The 17668-nt window shown below is 70.6% G+C and carries 17 protein-coding genes; 5 read left to right on the top strand and 12 right to left on the bottom strand.

Features of this window, described 5'->3' with window-relative positions; all coding sequences use genetic code 11:
- Positions 1-119: 119 nt before the first annotated feature.
- Positions 120-914 carry a hypothetical protein gene (locus tag CLT71_RS34545; protein ID WP_143743739.1) on the bottom strand — a complete coding sequence of 265 codons (795 nt, stop codon included), beginning with the start codon at positions 912-914 and terminating at the stop codon, positions 120-122.
- Positions 915-1021: 107 nt separating this feature from the next.
- Between CLT71_RS34545 and CLT71_RS34540 the strand changes: the two genes are divergently transcribed.
- The 3 genes from CLT71_RS34540 to CLT71_RS34530 all read left to right on the top strand — a co-directional run bounded on the left by CLT71_RS34540 (position 1022) and on the right by CLT71_RS34530 (position 5862).
- Positions 1022-2314 carry a serpin family protein gene (locus CLT71_RS34540; protein ID WP_101370793.1) on the top strand — a complete coding sequence of 431 codons (1293 nt, stop codon included), beginning with the start codon at positions 1022-1024 and terminating at the stop codon, positions 2312-2314.
- Positions 2315-2393: 79 nt separating this feature from the next.
- Positions 2394-3869, top strand: coding sequence for a tetratricopeptide repeat protein (locus CLT71_RS34535; RefSeq protein ID WP_101370792.1), 1476 nt, complete (start codon positions 2394-2396; stop codon positions 3867-3869).
- 196 nt (positions 3870-4065) lie between these two features.
- Positions 4066-5862, top strand: coding sequence for a cell wall-binding repeat-containing protein (locus CLT71_RS34530; RefSeq protein ID WP_101370791.1), 1797 nt, complete (start codon positions 4066-4068; stop codon positions 5860-5862).
- Positions 5863-5980: 118 nt separating this feature from the next.
- On the opposite strand, the gene dmpG is transcribed toward CLT71_RS34530, so the two are convergent.
- Genes dmpG through CLT71_RS34485 form a run of 10 tightly spaced genes read right to left on the bottom strand, consistent with a single transcriptional unit; the run spans position 5981 to position 14987 of the window.
- Entirely contained in the window at positions 5981-6988 is a 1008-nt protein-coding gene (gene dmpG, locus CLT71_RS34525) for a 4-hydroxy-2-oxovalerate aldolase (protein ID WP_199187814.1), read from the bottom strand.
- Complete coding sequence (locus tag CLT71_RS34520; RefSeq protein WP_101372033.1) at positions 6985-8043, bottom strand: acetaldehyde dehydrogenase (acetylating); 1059 nt, start codon at positions 8041-8043, stop codon at positions 6985-6987. Before CLT71_RS34520 ends, dmpG begins: the two co-directional genes overlap by 4 nt.
- A gap of 13 nt (positions 8044-8056) precedes the next feature.
- Positions 8057-8971, bottom strand: coding sequence for a PDR/VanB family oxidoreductase (locus tag CLT71_RS34515; RefSeq protein WP_486483609.1), 915 nt, complete (start codon positions 8969-8971; stop codon positions 8057-8059).
- Between the two features lie 16 nt (positions 8972-8987).
- Positions 8988-9839, bottom strand: a complete 852-nt coding sequence (locus tag CLT71_RS34510; protein WP_101370789.1) for an alpha/beta fold hydrolase — start codon at positions 9837-9839, stop codon at positions 8988-8990.
- Positions 9836-10777 (bottom strand): DODA-type extradiol aromatic ring-opening family dioxygenase, encoded by a 942-nt coding sequence (locus tag CLT71_RS34505; protein WP_101370788.1) that lies wholly within the window; start codon positions 10775-10777, stop codon positions 9836-9838. The genes CLT71_RS34510 and CLT71_RS34505 overlap by 4 nt, the downstream gene beginning before the upstream one ends.
- Positions 10774-10911, bottom strand: coding sequence for a hypothetical protein (locus tag CLT71_RS37265; RefSeq protein ID WP_158242376.1), 138 nt, complete (start codon positions 10909-10911; stop codon positions 10774-10776). The genes CLT71_RS34505 and CLT71_RS37265 overlap by 4 nt, the downstream gene beginning before the upstream one ends.
- The gene (locus CLT71_RS34500) at positions 10908-12104 is read right to left on the bottom strand and encodes a Rieske 2Fe-2S domain-containing protein (RefSeq protein WP_101370787.1); all 1197 of its coding nucleotides are present in this window, start codon (positions 12102-12104) and stop codon (positions 10908-10910) included. Before CLT71_RS34500 ends, CLT71_RS37265 begins: the two co-directional genes overlap by 4 nt.
- Complete coding sequence (locus CLT71_RS34495; protein WP_101370786.1) at positions 12101-13000, bottom strand: alpha/beta fold hydrolase; 900 nt, start codon at positions 12998-13000, stop codon at positions 12101-12103. The genes CLT71_RS34500 and CLT71_RS34495 overlap by 4 nt, the downstream gene beginning before the upstream one ends.
- Positions 12997-13677: an isochorismatase family protein gene (locus CLT71_RS34490; protein ID WP_101370785.1), complete on the bottom strand. Its 681-nt coding sequence runs from the start codon at positions 13675-13677 to the stop codon at positions 12997-12999. The genes CLT71_RS34495 and CLT71_RS34490 overlap by 4 nt, the downstream gene beginning before the upstream one ends.
- Positions 13674-14987 carry a zinc-binding metallopeptidase family protein gene (locus CLT71_RS34485; protein WP_101370784.1) on the bottom strand — a complete coding sequence of 438 codons (1314 nt, stop codon included), beginning with the start codon at positions 14985-14987 and terminating at the stop codon, positions 13674-13676. Before CLT71_RS34485 ends, CLT71_RS34490 begins: the two co-directional genes overlap by 4 nt.
- 226 nt (positions 14988-15213) lie before the next feature.
- Here CLT71_RS34485 and CLT71_RS34480 point away from each other — a divergent pair, with 226 nt between their 5' ends.
- Positions 15214-16026, top strand: coding sequence for an alpha/beta fold hydrolase (locus CLT71_RS34480; RefSeq protein WP_101370783.1), 813 nt, complete (start codon positions 15214-15216; stop codon positions 16024-16026).
- Positions 16023-16793 (top strand): IclR family transcriptional regulator, encoded by a 771-nt coding sequence (locus tag CLT71_RS34475; protein ID WP_101370782.1) that lies wholly within the window; start codon positions 16023-16025, stop codon positions 16791-16793. The genes CLT71_RS34480 and CLT71_RS34475 overlap by 4 nt, the downstream gene beginning before the upstream one ends.
- A gap of 120 nt (positions 16794-16913) precedes the next feature.
- Here CLT71_RS34475 and CLT71_RS34470 read toward each other — a convergent pair whose 3' ends face one another.
- Entirely contained in the window at positions 16914-17507 is a 594-nt protein-coding gene (locus tag CLT71_RS34470; RefSeq protein ID WP_486483608.1) for a TetR/AcrR family transcriptional regulator, read from the bottom strand.
- Between the last annotated feature and the right edge of the window lie 161 nt (positions 17508-17668).

Genomic DNA, 17668 nt, shown 5'->3' with positions numbered 1-17668 from the left:
CTCACCCCTCGACGACCTGGCGAAGTCTAACAACGACACACACACAGATGATCACGTGGCTCTGCCCCGCGACCAGAGGCGATCAGCCGGTGGGGATCGGTCGGTCGAGCAGGTCCGGATCAGCCGGCGGGAAACCGTCGGTTGACCAGGGTGACGTCACCCTCGACGAGGTCGGACAGGCAGGTGGCGTTGTCGGGGCAGGCGTAGACCTGCACCCAGGCGGTGGCTCGACCGCTCAGGAACCTCTCCGGCCCCCGCACCTCGGCTGCCCACCGCCGGACCGTCCCGTCACAGGTGGGCGCATCCAGGCCGAAGATGCGACCGTTGTCCCGGCCGCCCACCCGCTGCCGGAGCTCCCCTTCTATCCGGGTGTAGTAGGTGGCCCGGCAGGTGACGGTGCCGGAGAGCCGGGCGAACCCGGTGCGCGGATCGACCCAGCCCTGCGGGTCGAGGGTGACGTCGAGCACAGTCGGCCCGTCCAGCTCGAAGACGAACTCCCCGCCCGGGGGCGACCAGGGAAAGGCGCTCACCATCAGGTGGTAGGTGGTCCCGGCCTCGGCGGTCCAGCCGCCCTTGTTGGAGCCGCAGACAACAGGCGTCAGAGCGCCTCGGGTGCCGGTGAAGATGCTCACGAAGGCGCCGTACGGTTGGGCCGTACCGGTGGCCACGTAGAAGCCGCTCTCGGTCGGGGTGAACCGGTACCAGACGGAGGAGACAGCGCCCGCACAGGACTCCGGGTCGTCGGCCGCCGTCGTCGCGTCCGTGCTGGAGACCGTGTCGGTGAACGGCAGGGCTCCGCCGACCGGGATCGCGTTGTCGAAGTCGTCGTTGCCGGGCGGCGCCGCCAGTGCGGTGCCCGGCCAGCCGAGCAGCACGATGGCGACCGTGATGACAGCAATTGTCGTTCGTTTCATGAAGGACCTCGTCTCTCGGCTCCATCCAGCGACCGGCATTGGCTCACTTCTATGAATTCAGTACTCCTACCTGGCGTGTCCGCATAGGAGTGTTCTACCGTCGCTATATGGTCTCGCGTCGATCCCTGCTGCGGACGGTACCGCTCGCTGCCGCCGCCCTTGCCGCCGCCCCAAGCGATCCCCGTCGGCTCGCCGACCCGTCCACGTCGACGGATCCGACCCGGGTGCCTCCCGATCCAGCCACGACACAGGCCGCCGCGACCGCACTCCGTGGCTTCACGGCCGACCTCTATCTGACCCTGGCGTCGACCCGACCGGGCGGCAACCTTGTGTGCGCACCGTACTCGGTCGGGCACGCGCTCGCGATGACCAGAGCGGGCGCCGGCTCGACCACGGCGGACGAGATGGATGCCGTGCTGCACGCCCCGCAGCCGCGGCCCGGAGCGCTCGACAGCGGGTTGAACACCGTCGATCAGTCGCTCGCCGGGCGGTACCAGGACGGCGACGGCACCAAACGGCCCCGGCTGACCACTGCCAACGCCCTGTGGACCCGGCTCGATCTGGGCCTGCGCCCCGGGTTCCGGGACACCCTTGCCGGCTACTACGGTGCCGCACCGCACCCGGTCGACTTCCGGGGCGCACCGGAGGCCGCCCGCCAGGAGATCAACACCTGGGTCTCCGACCGGACCAACGCGAAGATCCCGCAACTGTTGCCGTCCGGCACCGTGGGCTCCGACACCAGCCTGATCCTCACCAACACGACCTACCTGATGGCGGCCTGGCAGTACCCGTTCAAGGCGACCGCCACGGCGGTGGAACCGTTCACCCGGGATGACGGCAGCGTCGTCGACGTCCAGATCATGCGCGGGCCGTTCGACCGGATGGGCTATCTGGAAGGGGACGGGTGGCGTGCGGTCGACGTGCCCTACGCGGGCGGCGCGCTGGCCATGGCCATCGTCATGCCGACTCGGGACGATCTCGCCGCGGTCGAGGCGAACATCGACGTGACCTGGCTGGGTGCCTTGTTGACCGGGTTCCGGTCCGTCGACGTCCAACTGCGGCTGCCCCGGTGGACGTTCCGGCTGCCGGTCGAGCTGGGCGCCGCACTGAGCAATCTCGGCATGCCCACGGCGTTCACCACGCGGGCCGACTTCACCGCGATGAGCAGCGAGCCGACCCTGTGCATCGACAACGTGGTGCACGAGACGTTCATCGCGGTGGACGAGAAGGGTACCGAGGCCGCGGCCGCCACCGCCGTCGTCGTCCGGCCGCCGTCGATCCCGCAGGGGCCGCAGTTCTTCGTCAACCGGCCATTCCTGTACGTCATCCACGACCGGCTCACCGGCGTACCGCTGTTCCTCGGCCGGGTGCACGACCCGCTGGTCACCGCCGTGCACTGACCGGAGATCCCGGCCGGTCAGCCGGAGGTTGTCACCAGCGGTGCGCGAACGTCGGTGGGCAGCCCTAGACTTCCGGCCCGTGACGACATCCCTCACTCCGGTCGAGGTGGCCTTCGCGCTGTTGCGGGAGGGTCGCATGGGCGACGCCGAAAATCTCATGACGCGCGAGTTGCAGGCCGTCACGGACCGGCACGGTCAGGGCAGCCCGGAATGGGCCTCGGCCCAGTGCGACCTCGGCAACGTGCTGCTCAACGTCGATCAGCGCGACCGGGCGATCGAGTGCTACCGCCGCGCCGCCTCCGCGACACCCCGCGACCACGAGTCCCGCAAGGACCAGTTGACCTACCGACTCAATCTGGGCCTGGCACTACGGATGGTCGGACGACTCGACGAGGCCGAGACGGAGTTGCGCCAGGGCGTCCAGGAGCGGCTCGCCTTCTACGGCCGCGAACATGCCGGTTACGCGTTCGGCCTCGAACCGCTGGCGGACCTGCTGCGGCACCGTGGCGACCTGGCCGGCGCCCGGGAGGTGGTCGAGGAGGCGGTGGCCAACCTGTGGCGCAACGGGCACGAGCGGGTGGCCACCGCGTTGGCGTTGCGAGCGGTGATCGTGCACGCCGCTGGCAGCCACGAGCCGCTCTTCGTGGGGCTGCACCAACTGCCCGACGAGGTCGTCGAGCAGATCGGGCAGGCCGTCACGCAGTCGCTGGACCACGAGGATCCGGCGTCCAAGGCCCTGCTCACCCGCTTGGTCGCCGCCCTTGAGGAGCGGCTCGGCGTCGACCACCAGGCGACGCTCAACGCCCTGTCGACGATGGCGAACCTCGGCCGTGATCTCGGTGACCAGGCGGGACGGGTCGACGCGATCGAGCGGGTGCTCGCCTCCTACGACCGGCAGGGGCGGCAGGAAGAGGCGCTGATGGCAGCGCTCGGCCTGGCGATGGCCCAGGACGAGGCCGGCGACGTCGAGGCGGCACTGCGCACGTACGGGTCGGCGCTGGCGAGGGCGGAGCGCATCGGTCGCCCCGAGCTGCGCAGTCAGGTACTGCGCAACTGGGGCCTCGCGCTGAAGGAGGCCGGCCAGGTGGGTCCGGCCGAGCAGCGGCTGACCGAGGCGGTGACCGAGGCGCGCCGCGGCGCCGACTACGACACGGTTGGCAGGGCCTGCATCGCCCTCGGCCTGTTCCTTCAGCACGAGGCGCGGTTGGCGGAGGCGCGCACGGTCCTGGAGGAGGGCCTGGCCGTGATGGACCCCGTACACCCGGACGCGATCGTCGGCCGCAGCCACCTCGGCGCGGTGCTGGACGGCCGCACCTGCGGGTGTGGTGACATGGCGGGCACGATCGCCGAGGCGTTCCGCGAGTTCGCCGTCACCAGGATTCCCACGGACCTGCTCGACCACCTCGACGTGGCGGTCGTGGACGGCGACTTCAAGATCGACGTCACGTTGCGGCGAGAGCCGACCGAGTCCGAACTCGAGCGGCTCAACGAGGTCTTCCAGACCGCTCACGCGGAGTTCCGCAGCCGGCTCAGCGAGCCCCGCTACGCCAGATGACCGGCCGGCCGAAGGGTGGCCGCCCGAAGGGCGGGCGCCCGGCATCATCGGGCTGACTGTCACCGCACCGGGCGGTCGGCTTCCGCCATCCGGTGCCGCCCCGCTGTCATGTGATGTTGGACTACTGGTCGGTCGGTCGAGTGCTGTGGGCGTAAGACTGATTCGCGGTCGTGCATGGCGGGCGTCTAATGCGGACATGCGACTTGCGAGGTTCGCCGGGCCTGCCGTGTTGACCCTGCTGGCGACGATGCTTGTGACACCTGTGCAGGCGGCTGCTGCGGCGGAGTCGGCGTACCAGGTGGACCGGTTGTGGGGGCAGGATCGGTTCGCCACGGCTGTCGCGGTGTCGAAGCGGGCCTATCCGGAGCCGAACGTGCCAGTGGTGTACGTCGCGAACGGCCTGGACTTCCCCGACGCGCTCAGCGCCGCCGCTGCGGCCGCCTTCGAGGGCGGCCCGCTGCTGCTGGTGTTGAAGGACTCGGTTCCCGATGTCGTAGCGGCCGAACTGGACCGGCTCGATCCACAGCGGATCGTCATGGTCGGCAGCCGCGCCGTAGTCAGCGACCAGGTCGAGACCCAGCTGTGGCGGTACACGAACAGCATGGCCCGGGCGGAGGGGCGGGACCGGTACGAGACCTCGCTGCGGGTCTCCGAGTACGCCTTTCCGGACCGGGTGGTCAGCCGGGCGTACCTCGCCTCCGGACGCAACTTCCCCGACGCGCTCGCCGCGGCCGGTGCCGCCGGAGCGGCCGGAGCACCGGTGATCCTGCTCGACGGGCTCAGCACGACCGGCCCGACCTCGGGGGTGACCGCCGAGCTGCGACGGCTCGGGGTGACCGAGGTCGTCATCTCCGGCGGCACCCCGGTGGTCTACCCGCAGATCGAACGCAACCTGAAACGCTCCTACCAGGTGCACCGGTACGCGGGCGCGGACCGGTACGGCACCTCAGGGGTGATCAACCGGGAGAGCTTCCCCAGCAGCGGAGAGGTGTTCCTGGCCACCGGGGCGGCGTTTCCGGACGCGCTGACCGCGGCGGCGGTCGCCGGTGCCCGGCACGCCCCGCTGTACGTCGTACCGCCGAACTGCGTGCCGCCGTACGTGCGGGAGGACCTGGAGACCCGGGGTGTCACCTCGGTGACCCTGGTCGGCAGCTCCGCCGTCCTCGGTCGCGACGTCGAGACGCTCACCCCGTGCCCGCTGCCGGGATGGCTGACCAAACTCAACCAGGTCCGCGCCGAAGCCAACCTGCCCGCCCCGGTGCAGGACGCCCGGTTCAGCGGCGACATCGCCGCGCACGTCTTCTACATGGAACGCACCGGCCATTTTCAGCACCATGAGGACCCGAACAACGAGTGGTACACCGAACGCGGTGTCATGGGTGGCCAGGCGAACCTGATAAACACCGGGGACCTGCGTACCGAGAACTGGCTCAACGGCCCGTTCCACCTCGCCGAGTTCCTGGACGGCGGCGTCAACGCCGCCGGCGGGTACGGGCACTTCTACTCCGGGATCGGCACCCACTGGATCGAACCCGGCGCCACCGGAGTACCCGCCGAACCGGTCACCACCGGCTGGCCCCGCACCTGGCCGTCGTCCGCCACGGTGCTGCCGGCCGAGCTGACCGTGATCGGGAACGAGTGGCCGAACCCGGTCAGCTCCTGCGGCCGGCCCTACACCGACCGGTTCCAGGAGATGTTCCCGCAGATCGGCATCCCGCTCTACGTCGCGTTCGACCCGAACGGCCCCGCCATCACCACCGCCACCGCCACCTTCCGACGGGGGTCGACCACCCTGCCGGCCTGCGTCGTCACCGGCGCCAGCTACACCAACCCGGATCGCGCCTCGCAGGACCTCGGCCGAGCGATCCTCAACGGCCACAACTCGCTCTTCGTGGTGCCCCGCGACCCGCTGGCCCTGAACACCAGCTACTCGCTGACCGTCACCACCAACCTCGGCACCGTCTCCACCACCGTCCGGGTCGGCAGCCGCTAGCTGTAGTGACCAGCACCGTTGTTGACGCGGCTGATGGGTGGTGGGCGCCGCGTGGTGGGGCGTGAGCAGGGGGCCCTTCTACAACAGAATGCGATAACGGGGGGCCCTTCCTTACACGTCAGTTTGGGGTGCGCAGGTCTAGGGCGATGTCCGCAATCATGTCCTCCTGGCCGCCGACGAGGCGTCGCCGGCCGGCCTCGACAAGGAGTTCGCGTACGTCCACGCCGTGCTCTCGGGAGGCCGTCTCGGCATGCCGGAGGAAGCTGGAGTAGACCCCGGCGTACCCGAGGGTGAGCGTTTCCCGGTCGACCCGTACCGGCCGGTCCTGCAACGGCCGGACGATGTCGTCGGCCGCGTCCATCAGCGCGTAGAGGTCGCAGCCGTGCTTCCAGCCCTGCAACGTCGCCACCGCCACGAACGCCTCGATAGGGCAGTTGCCGGCACCGGCGCCCTGCCCGGCGAGCGAGGCGTCGACCCGGCGCACGCCCTCTTCGACGGCGACGACGGAGTTGGCCACCCCGAGCGCGAGGTTGTGGTGGGCGTGGATGCCGATCTCGGTGCCGTCGTCGAGGACGTCCCGGTAGGCCCGGACCCGTTCGCGTACGCCGTCCATGGTCAGCCGGCCACCGGAGTCGGTCACGTAGACGCAGTGCGCGCCGTAGGACTCCATCAGTTTCGCCTGTGCCGCCAATCCCTGGGCGTCGTTCATGTGCGACATCATCAGGAAACCGGCGACGTCCATGCCCAGCTCGCGGGCGGTGGCGATGTGCTGCGCCGCGATGTCGGCCTCGGTGCAGTGCGTGGCGATCCGCACCGAGGTGACCCCGAGGTCGGCGGCGCGCCGCAGGTCCTGCACGGTACCGATGCCGGGCAGCAGCAGCGTGGTGAGGCGGGCGCGCCGTACCGCGTCCCGGGCCGCGCCGATCCACTCCCAGTCGGTGTGGCTGCCCGGGCCGTAGGTGAGACTTCCACCGCCGAGCCCGTCGCCGTGCGAGACCTCGATCGCGTCCACCCCGGCCTCGTCCAGCGCCACCGCGATCCGGGTGACGTCGTCCAGGGTGTACCGGTGGCGGATGGCGTGCATGCCGTCCCGCAACGTCACGTCCTGTACGAAGATTTCGGTCACCGGGGGGCCACCTTCCGGGTCGCGGCCAGACGTTCGGCGACCCGCAGCGCCGCCGACGTCATGATGTCGAGATTGCCGGCGTACGCGGGCAGGTAGTGCGCGGCTCCCTCGACCTCCAGGAAGATCGACACCCGCCACAGTGAACCTTTTTCAACCTGGACCGCGCGGCGCTCACGCACCGCGTCTGACCCTGCGGTCCGCCGGACCGCAAGTGGAGGTTGAGAAAGGTTCAGTGGACGCCCCTGCGTTGGCCGGTCCGGGTCGGTGCGCGGCACGGGTCCGAGGGTGTGCACCGGTTCGTCCGGCCCCACCCGGCTGAACTGGACCTCCTGTTTGAGCCGGTACCCCGGCACGTACGCCCGCACCGCCTCGACCGCGCCGCGCACCGAGTCGGCGATCGCCTGCTGGTCCGGCTCGTCGACGAGGCAGAGCACGGTGTCTCGCATGATCATGGGCGGCTCGGCCGGGTTGAGCACGATCACCGCCTTGCCCCGGGCGGCGCCGCCGACCTGCTCGATCGCCAGCCGGGTCGTCTCGGTGAACTCGTCGATGTTCGCCCTGGTGCCGGGGCCGGCCGAGCGGGAGGCGATCGACGCCACGATCTCGCCGTAGTGCACGGGGGTCACCGCGGCGACAGCGGCCACGATCGGGATGGTCGCCTGGCCACCGCAGGTCACCATGTTGACGTTCGGCGCGTCGAGGTGGGCGTCGAGGTTGACCGACGGCACGACGTACGGGCCGAGGGCGGCCGGGGTGAGGTCGACCAGCCGCTTGCCGTACGGCCGCAGCACCGCCTCGTTCGCCTTGTGCGCCGCCGCCGAGGTGGCGTCGAGCACGATCTCGATCTCGTCGAAGCCGGGCATCTCGACGAGGCCGCGCACCCCGTCCGAGGTGGTCGGCACGCCGAGCCGGCGGGCCCGGGCGAGCCCGTCCGAGGCCGGGTCGATGCCGACCATCGCGGCCACCTCCAGGGTCGGTGAGACCCGCAGAATCTTGATCATGAGGTCGGTGCCGATGTTGCCCGACCCGATGATCGCCACCCTGGTTCTGTTCATCGTCGCCTCCACCTCAGACATCCAGCACCAACCTCGGCGTCAGCGCCCGGGAGACGCACGGCAGCATGACCTTTCCGGCCGCCCGCTCCTCCTCGGAGAGCAGCGAGTCGCGATGGTCCGGCACCCCGTCGATCACCCGGGTCTCGCAGGTGCCGCAGATCCCCTCCCGGCAGGCGCTCGGCACCCAGATGTCCACCGTCTCCAGCGCGTCCACCACCGACGTACCGGGATCGACCCGCACCGTCACGTCGGAGCGCTGGCAGACCACCTCGAAGGGTGCCCCCGGGCCGAAGTCCTGCGGCCTGGCGGCGAACCGCTCCAGCCGCAGGCACCCCGGCGACCAGCCCGCGCAGCGCGCCTCGACGGCTTCGAGCAGCGACTCCGGCCCGCAGCAGTAGACGAGCGTGTCGGGCGACGGCGTACCGAGCAGGGCGTCCAGGTCGAGCAGCCCGTGCTCGTCCTGCGGCACGATCTCGACCCGGTCGGCGTACCTGGCCAACTCGTCCCGGAAGGCCATCGAGCGCAGGCTCCGGCCGCCGTACCCGAGCCGCCAGTCGCGCCCCTCGGCGGCGACCTGGCGGATCATCGGCAGGATCGGGGTGATGCCGATCCCGCCCGCCACGAAGACGTACCTCGGGGAGGGCTCCAGGGTGAAGTGGTTGCGCGGCCCCTCGATCCGGACCGTCTGGCCCGGCCGCAGCCGCTCGTGCACGTAGCTCGACCCGCCCCGGCTCTGCGCCGCGCGCAGCACCGCGACCCGGTAACGGCCGCGGTCGGCGGGGTCGCCGCAGAGTGAGTACTGCCGAACCTTGTCGCCGAGCTGCAGGTCGAGATGGGCGCCGGGGGTCCAGCCGGGCAGTTCGGCCCCGTCCGGATGCACCAGTTCCACGGACAGGACGTCCTGGGCCTCCCAGGTGGTCCGTTGCACCAGGGCGTCCACCGGGTCAGCCCCGCCCGGTCAGGAACGGGATGTTCAGCGCGTCGAAGCGCTCCGAGTGCTCGTGCTGCGGCCAGTGCCCGCACTCGGCGAAGATCTCCAGCTGGGAGCCGGGGATCGCGGCGTTCATCCGCCTGGCCTCCGGGATCTCACCGAACGGGTTCTCCGCCCCCCACACGATCAGCGTCGGCGCGGTGATCCGGCCGAGCTGCTCCTCGGTGAGCAGGTCCGGCTGGCGGTTCACCATCTCCTGGAGGCAGAGCAGGTTGTCCAGCCCGACCTTGAACTCGGGACGGTGGTAGATGTCGTGCCGGACCTCGACGAGTTCGTCGCTGACGTCCTTGGCCGGGTTGTGCATGAGCAGTTCGAGGCGCTTGCGGGTCAGCGCGATGTCGTCGTTCTCCACCGCCGCGCGGGTGCTGGTCCTGATCCGCTCCATCACGGCCGGGTTGGCCACGGTGCCGCCGGGCGCGACGAGCGTCAGCCGGGCCACCCGGTCGGGGTGGTCGGCGGCGAGCCGGCCGGCGACCCAGCCGCCGAGCGACTCGCCGACCAGGTGCGCCCGCCCGATGCCGACCGCGTCCAGATAGGACAGCAGGTGGTCGACGTAGCGGGCGATCCGGTACGGCGCGTCGATGCCCTCGGTGTAGCCGTGCCCCAGCATGTCGATGGCGTGGCAGTCGAAGTGCCGTGCGTGTGCCGGGATGTTGCGGACGAACGCCTCCAGGTGCCCGCTCGTGCCGTGCAGGAAGACGACCGGTTCGCCCTCGCCGGCCCGGAGACTGCGGGTGCGTACCCCACCGGCGTCGACGTACTCCAGCCGGAACGGGGTGCCGGTCAGGTCGGTCCAGAACGTCATCGGTCGCCTCCGGGAGAGAGCACGGCCACACCCATGCCGGTGAGCCACTGTGGAATGGGTGCGTAGGCGAGGGTGCGCCCCTGCGCCGGGCCGACGGCGGCGGCCATGGCGACCCAGGAACGGATCTCCTGCCCGCCGTTGCCGGCCTCCGCCTCGACCCGGTCGTTGTCGTACCCGACGATCTCGTCGATCCGGCCGGTGGCCAGCAGGTCGAGGAAACGGCGGTCGAAGTCGGGATTGATGTCGGCCTCGGCGGCCCGGATGATCTGGCGGCGGCGTACCTCGTACTCGGTCCACGAGGTACGCCCGTTGAGCCACGCCTCGACCAGGAAGCGGTCGTCGTCGGAGAACGTCTCGAACCACTTCGGCCACGGCAGCCGGTGCGAGAGGCCGCCCGAGGCGATCACCACGACCCGCTTGTCCCGGCCGTCGGCGGCGACGGCCCGGCCGATCTGCTCGCCCAGCCGGTGGCAGCGACGCAGGGTCGGCAGCGGCGGGGCGAACATGTTCAGCACGACCGGCACGATCGGCACGTCCAGCCCGGGCACCAGGTACTGCAGGCTGTGCGTGATGCCGTGGTCGACCTGGAGGCGCAGCGAGAACGCGGCGTCGAACTCGTTGTCCAGCAGCGAGTCGACGAGGTGCCGGGCGAGGTCGGTGTCGACCGGCAGCGGGCCGCCGGGCGTACCGGACTCCCCCGCGCCGACACACTCCGCGACGCCGACGGTGACCGCGGGCATCAGGTCGAGGAAGAAGCCGCGGAAGTGGTTGGAGCCGATCACCACCACGGCGTCCGGCCGGGCGTCGGCGACCAGCGCCGCCGCCTCGGCCAGACCGTCGCGGAACCCGATCGCCGCCGGCTGGTCGGCGACCTCGTCCCAGTTGGTGTTCATCAGCGTGCTGTGCGAGGCACCGACGCCGAGGACGACCTGGCTCACCTGATCCGCCGCTGGTCCCGGACCACCGTGCCGGTGGTGTGCAGGAGCAGCCGGGCCAGGACCCGCCGGACCTGCGGCAGGCTGGCGACGGCCACGACGGCCGCGGTCACGACCACGGGGGTACGCGCCTTCATGCTTCCTCCTTCGAGGGGCGACGCAGACGGGTCTGCACGACGGGCTTGGCCCGCTCGACCATGCGTCGCCAGGTGGTGATCGAGACGTCCGGACGGTAGAGCCGTTCCGGCGGCGCGTCGGTGACGTCGACCATCCAGGCGTCCTGCCCGGTGAACTGACCGTGGAAGAGCCACCGGATCGCGGCCAGATACTTGACCTTGAAGGCGGCGGCGGTCAGTCCCCGCTCGAAGCGCGCCATGATCTGTACGTACCGGACGTGGTCCTCGTCCACCGGCACGTACCACTCGTAGTGGATGAACTGCGGGTACGCGACCCGCAGCAGACCGGGCAGCCGAATCGAGACGAAGCCCGGGATGTTGAGCGAGTCGATGACCGGGTTGACCCGGGTGCCCTTGCCCGGCCGGTCCGGCAGCGGCATGCGCTTCCACCACCGCTTGTTGGTCCACACGCCCAGTCCCGGATACTCCGCCTCCCAGTGCAGTTCCTCCTGCACCCGGACGAGCCAGGGTCCCTCCTGCTGGATGCGGGTCTTGTTCCAGGCCGGCATCACCTTGAACAGCCGCCACAGGGCGGTGTTGTGCAGATACTTGGCATGGCCCTCGTCGAAGCCGTTCTCCGCGGCGAAACGCCAGTTGCCGTTGCGGATGTCGCTGCGCCCGCCCATCACGAAGTCGTTGTCGAGCAGCTCGTCGGGGATGTCCCGCTCGACCGGCGGCACCGGACCGGCTCCGACGTAGATCCAGACCAGGCCGAGCCGCTGCGCCACCGGGTAGGTACGCACCTTGAGCTTGCCGCAGATCGGCGAGTCCGGCCCGTCGGTCAGCACCGCGCAGAGGTTGCCGGTCTTCAGCTCGAACGTCCAACCGTGGTACGGGCAGCTCACCGTGTCGGGAAACTGGCGGCGGCCGAGCGACAGCGGTACGCCACGGTGTGGGCAACGGTCGTGCAGGGCGTAGATCTCGTCGCCCTCGCGTACCACCGCGATGTCCTCGCCGAGCAGCCGGACATTCTGCGGCTTGCGCCCGAACTGCTCCGCCCAGCCCACCGGGTACCAGTAGTTCCGCAGGCCCAGCGCGGCGCTGTCGTAGACCGGCCAGGCCGACCAGTCCTGTCCCTCCAGCACCGGCGCCGGCCCCTCGGGCGTGTCGTTCTGCCACACCGGCGGCTTCCCCGCCTCGCGCTCGATGGTCATTTGTTCGGAACCTCCGGGTGGGTCGTATCGAGGTGTGCGCCCAACCACCGCGCGGCCGCGTCCACGACCTCGTCGAAGTGGTGGCCGCGGTAGATGTCGTGGTGGGTCGCGTCCGGCAGGGTGAGCAGTTCCTTGGGCTCCCGCGCCGCGGCGTACAGCGCCCCGGCGTGCTCCCTGGGTACGAGCGTGTCCTGACCGGCCGCGATGATCATGAGATGGGAGACCCGGTCGGCGTGCCGGATCGGCGCGTACTCGATGATCGCGCCGGCGGTCTCCAGCGGCAGCCGGTATTCGGAACGGCTCGGGAAGTCGCGCTTGAGCCACTCGTTCCACTCCACCGACTCCGGGTCGCGGATCAGGATCCGGTCCGGGTCGACCTCGGCCGAGCGTCCCTCGACCACCGCCCGCACCCGGTCGCGGGCGAGCTCGTCGAGCAGCTCGCACCACTCCCAGTACCGGCGCATGGAACGCATCCACTCGGCGCCGTCGGCGAAGGGAACGCAGGAGACGGTCGCCCGCACGAGCGGTTCGGCCGCCGCGGCGCAGATCGCGTGCGCGCCGCCGAAGCTGATGCCGTACAGCCCGAGCCGGTTCGGGTCGACTCCGTCGCATGTGGAGAGATAGACGATCGCGCTGCGGATGTCCGCCACCTGCTCGTGCGGGAGCATCCGCCAGCGCTCCCCCTCGCTCTCACCGAAGCCCCGGTGGTCGAAGGTGAGCACCCCGATGCCCCGGTCGCAGAGCGCCCGGGCGATGTCGGCCGCCACGTACTCCCGGGTCGCGCCGAAGCCGTGGCAGAAGACGACCGCCGGTACGCCGGCCTCGGGGCGCTGCTCGGGCAGGAAGAGCGAGCCAGTAAGGCGCAGCCGGTCGGCGTGGAAGTGGACGGTCCTCATCGGATCGCCGCCAACCGCCGCAGTACGTCCTCGAGCTGCACGACATCGGCGTACTTGGCGTCCATCTCGTAGAGGCTCACCGCAGCGGAGAGCCGCGAACGGTCGAACACCGCCTGCTCGACCACGAACGGCCGGAAGCCGTGCGAGAAGGCGTCCACCACCGAGGCGCGTACGCACCCGGACGTCGTGGTGCCGGCGACGATCAGGTCGTCCACGCCCAGCGTGTGCAGATAGGTCGCCACCGGGGTGTTGAAGAACGCGCTCGCCCGGGGCTTGGCGACGACGAGTTCGCCCTCCCAGGGCGCCGACTCGGGCACGAAGTCGACAGCGCCGGGGCGACCGTTGACGAACTCGCCGACCAGCTCGTTCTTGACCGTCGGCCCGAGGAGCAGGGCCGCCGGGCCGGCCGGTCGCAGGTGCACGATCGGCACCCCGGCGGTCCGGGCGGCGTGCAGCAGCGCGGCGATCGCCGGCAACGCCTCTTGCGCGGCCGGCCCGCAGGCGGTCGGCCACTCCTCGATCGCGTCGGCCAGGTCGAGGCCGGGCGAGCCGACGAAGGACCGGACCACGTCGATCACGACGACCGCAGGGCGCTCTCCGGGCTCCTGCCGGTGGGCGAAGGAGGCGTACGCGACGCCGGCCTCGCCGGCGAACGGCTCGTGCCACCAGCGGGTCATCCGACACCTCCCAGTTCCGAACGCTCCCGGGTGCAGGCGTCCACCGCCGCCGCGACAAGCAGACGGGTCAGCCGGAGCATGTTGGGCAGCGACACCGAGTTCATCCCCATCGGGAAGTCGACCTCCGAGCCGTCGGTGCTGTGCAGCCGGGGCATCCCGATCCGCGCGGTCGGGATCCCCCGGTTGCGCAGGATGTTGCCGTCGGTGGCACCGCTCGTCGTGCGGGCGGCCTCGTCCAGTACGTGCGGCTGGCCGGTGACCCGCTCCCACGCCCGTACGCAGGAACGGACGATCCAGGTGTCCGGATCGGTGTGGCTGCCGGGGATGGCGAGCACCATCTCCCAGGAGGCGGACACGTCACCGAGCCGGTCCAGGGCGGCCCGCATGCCCTCGGCGAACTGCCGGGCCGCGTCCGCCGGGGTGGTGCGCGGGCTGGTCCGCAGGTCCACTGTGAACTCGCAGACCGCCGGGCTGAACGCGGCGGTGCGCTCCCAGCCACCGCGGATCGACCCGACGTGCCCCTGCGGTGCGACGAGTCCGCCGGTGTTCCGCGCGGTGTACTCGGGGAACCAGGGCTCCAGCTCGCCGATCAGCCGGGCCGCGTCGACGACCGCGTTGCGGTACGGCAGGCGCTGCCGGCTGCCGACATAGTTGTAGGTGCCGGAGACCCGGACGGTGAACCAGCAGAGTCCGACCTCTTCGTGCGCGACCGCCCAGCCGGGCTTGGCGAGAATCGCGTGGTCGGCCCAGATCCCCTGTTCGAGCAGGAACGAGCAGCCGTTGCCCTGGCCGGTGTTGGCCCGGGTCGCGCCCGGCCGGCGGTTGGTGGGCATCCCGCCGGCGCCCAGCCCGACCAGCAGCGACCCGCGCAGCGGCAGCCCGGCCGCCGCCACCGCCGAGGCGGCCTCGACGACGCAGGCGGCGTGCCCCTTCGGATTGCTGGCGCCGAGCCCGATCACCCGATCGCCGTCGAGCACGCCCTCCGGGTGCATGTCCGGGCGCAGGGCGTCGCCGACGTACGGCACGTCCTCCTGCTCGGTGCCGACCGAGAGGGTGTCGATGGGGGCGTACAGCAGCAGGTCCGCCCCGGTGCCGTCGCCGCGCAGCCGGCCGACCGCGTTGCCCTGCCGCTCGTCGATCTCCTGGTACGTCGCCTCCAGTCCGACCGACGCCAGGTGCCCGGTCAGCAACCGGGCGAGGGCCGCCTCGTCCCCGGTCGGGCTCGGGGTCGAGACCATCCGCAGCGTCAGGTCACGAAGCCGGTCCGCGTCTATCGCGGCCCAGGCCCGCTCGACCAGGTCGGTCGTCATCGGCCCCTCCTTTCCCCGTCCGTCGCCACCGTTGCGGTCACAGGCTGCGCGACCGCGCACCCCGCTGACCAGCGCGCTATTCCGGTCAGTGGATGTGCGGCCGGTTGGCCGGCGCCGGGAGCGAACTAGGCTGGCAGCAGCAGGGCAGGAAAAAGCAGGGCAGAAGACACTGAAGTGCACCAGACCGCCGTAAACCGACAATGACGATGACAGGGACCGAAGGCTGATGATCGCGCCGATGTTCTCCCCGAACTACGCCCGCACCCGCGCCGGCCTGATACACCACGTGGAGATGGGCACCGGCGAGCCGCTCGTCCTGCTGCACCAGACGCCGAGCTCGTGGGACGAGTTCCGTGCCCTGATGCCCCTGCTCGCCCAGCAGCGCCGGGTGATCGCCCCGGACATCATCGGCTTCGGCGCCTCCGAGTCGATCACCGACCACTCCATCGAGCGGTACGCCGACGCGGTGCTCGCGCTCCTCGACGAGCTGGAACTGGACCGCGCCGACCTGCTCGGCCACCAGCTCGGCGGCATCGTGGCGGTGGAGATGTCACACCAGCAGCCGGAACGGGCGCGCTCGCTCATCCTCTCCGGCACCCCGTACGTCGACGAGGAGTTCCGGCGCAACCGGCCGCAGATGCACCCGCTCAGCCTGGTCGAACTCCAGGACGACGGCCGGCACCTGATGGAGCTGTGGGTACGCCGCAGCGGCTTCTACCCACCGGCCCGGCCCGACCTGCTCGACCGGTACGTCCGCGACGTGCTGCTGCTGGAGGACCAGGCGGAGGAGGGCCACCGGGCGATCAGCGCCTACCAGATGGAGGGGCGTACCAGCTACCAGGGACCGGTGCTCTGCATCGGCGCATCCGCCGACCCGATCACCTTCCACCAGGTGTCCCGGCTGGTGGAGCGGCTCCCCCAGGCTCGCCTGGAGATCATCCAGGGCGGCATGGTTCCGTTGATGGAGCAGCTGCCCGAGGAGGTCGCCGCGCTGGTCACCAAGTTCCTCGACGAGTTCGACGAGACGGCTGCGACATGACCGCAGCGAGGGACGTCGACAAACTCGACCCACGGTCGGTTGCCGGCAAGATCGAGATCATCCTGGACGCGTTCACCATGGACGACGTCGACATCTCCCTGGCCGAGCTGGTCCGACGCACCGGCCTGCCCCGCACGACTGTGCACCGGATCTGCCAGGTCTCCACCATGTGGGGCGTACTGGAGCGTTCCGGCGCCGACTACCGGCTCGGGCTGCGCCTGTTCGAGCTGGGCCAGCGGGTACCCCGGCAGCGGATCCTGCGGGACGCGGCCCGGCCGTACATGCAGGAGCTGCTCTACCGCACCCGTTCGGTGGTACACCTCGCCATCGTCGACGGCCTCGACGCGCTTGTCATCGAGCGGCTGTCGCCGTACCGGCAGCCGACCCGGCACACCCAGATCGCCGGCCGGATGCCGATGCACTGCACCGCCGTGGGCAAGGTGCTGCTCGCGTACTCACATCCGAGCCTGCTCACCGAGACGCTCCGGGCCGGGCTCCCCCGCCGTACGCCGCGCACGATCACCTCGGCGCTGCACCTGAGCCAGGCGCTGGACCGGGTCCGGGAGACCGGTACGGCCACCGAGGTCGAGGAGATGCACGTCGGCTACTTCGCGGTCGGGGCACCCGTGCTCAACTCGGAGAAGGGTGCCATCGCCGCCGTCTCGGTGACCTCGGCTATGCACGCCAACACCGTGGAGCAGCTCGCCGACCTGGTGAAGGAAGCCACCGCCGGCATCGGCGCCACACTCCGCGCCGCCTACGGCTGAGCCTGTACGGGTCCGCCGGGCCTGCGCTCACGTCGATGACATTCGCGGACCAAGCCGCCTCGTCTACATGCATGCTCATGTTGTCCGACAGCCCCCACGCGCGGGCGTGCTCCGGCACACCTACCCGGCCGACCGTGACGGTGCCACCGCTTTGGGTCGTAGCCCGGCGCGTATGCCGGGTTCGGTGAGCCGGCGGTAGAGCTGGTCCATCTCCCTCGGTGAGAGGGGTACTTCCTCCTCGAGCCACCAGCGAGCGCCCAGCCCGATCAGCGTGCTGGTGGCGAACTCCACTACGGCCTCCAGGGGCACCTGCGTCTCGCCCTGCGGGCAGCGGGTACGTAGGTGGCTGCGCAGCAGCTCCGCGAGCAGCCGGTGCAGGTAGCGGATGAAGGTCTCCGCGCCGCGTCGGCCGGCCATCGCCCGCCATATCTCACGGGACGCGTGGAAGTGCTCGAACACCTTGAGGGTTGGCGAGCGGCCGGGGGCTTGCGCCGCCGGGTCGAACGCCGCGCGCAGTTCGTCCAGCCCGTGGAAGAGCAGGTCCTCCTTGTCCCGGAAGTGCGCGTAGAAGGTCGATCGGCCGACGTCGGCGCGGTCGATGATGTCTTGGACGGTGACCCGCTCATACCCCTTTTCGCGGATGGCCGCCAGCAGCGCGCTGCGAAGCAGTTCCTTGCTGCGCCTGACCCGTCTGTCGACCTTCTGGGCTTCCACTTCGCTCCCTTCTGCCGGACGGTTTCGCGTGTCTGTCCGGTACCGCACACATAGCGCCGTCTGGTTGTTGCCGCCACAGCCGCGTTGCAGCAATCTAGCACGGAGTGGTCGGTAACAGCCGCTCTGTTCTGTAACGAACAGGCTGTTCGACAAGCCCATGA

It is taken from the genome of Plantactinospora sp. CNZ320, assembly GCF_002846275.1.
Note: the sequence above shows the minus strand (reverse complement) of the source record. Positions and strands in the feature narration are given on the sequence as shown.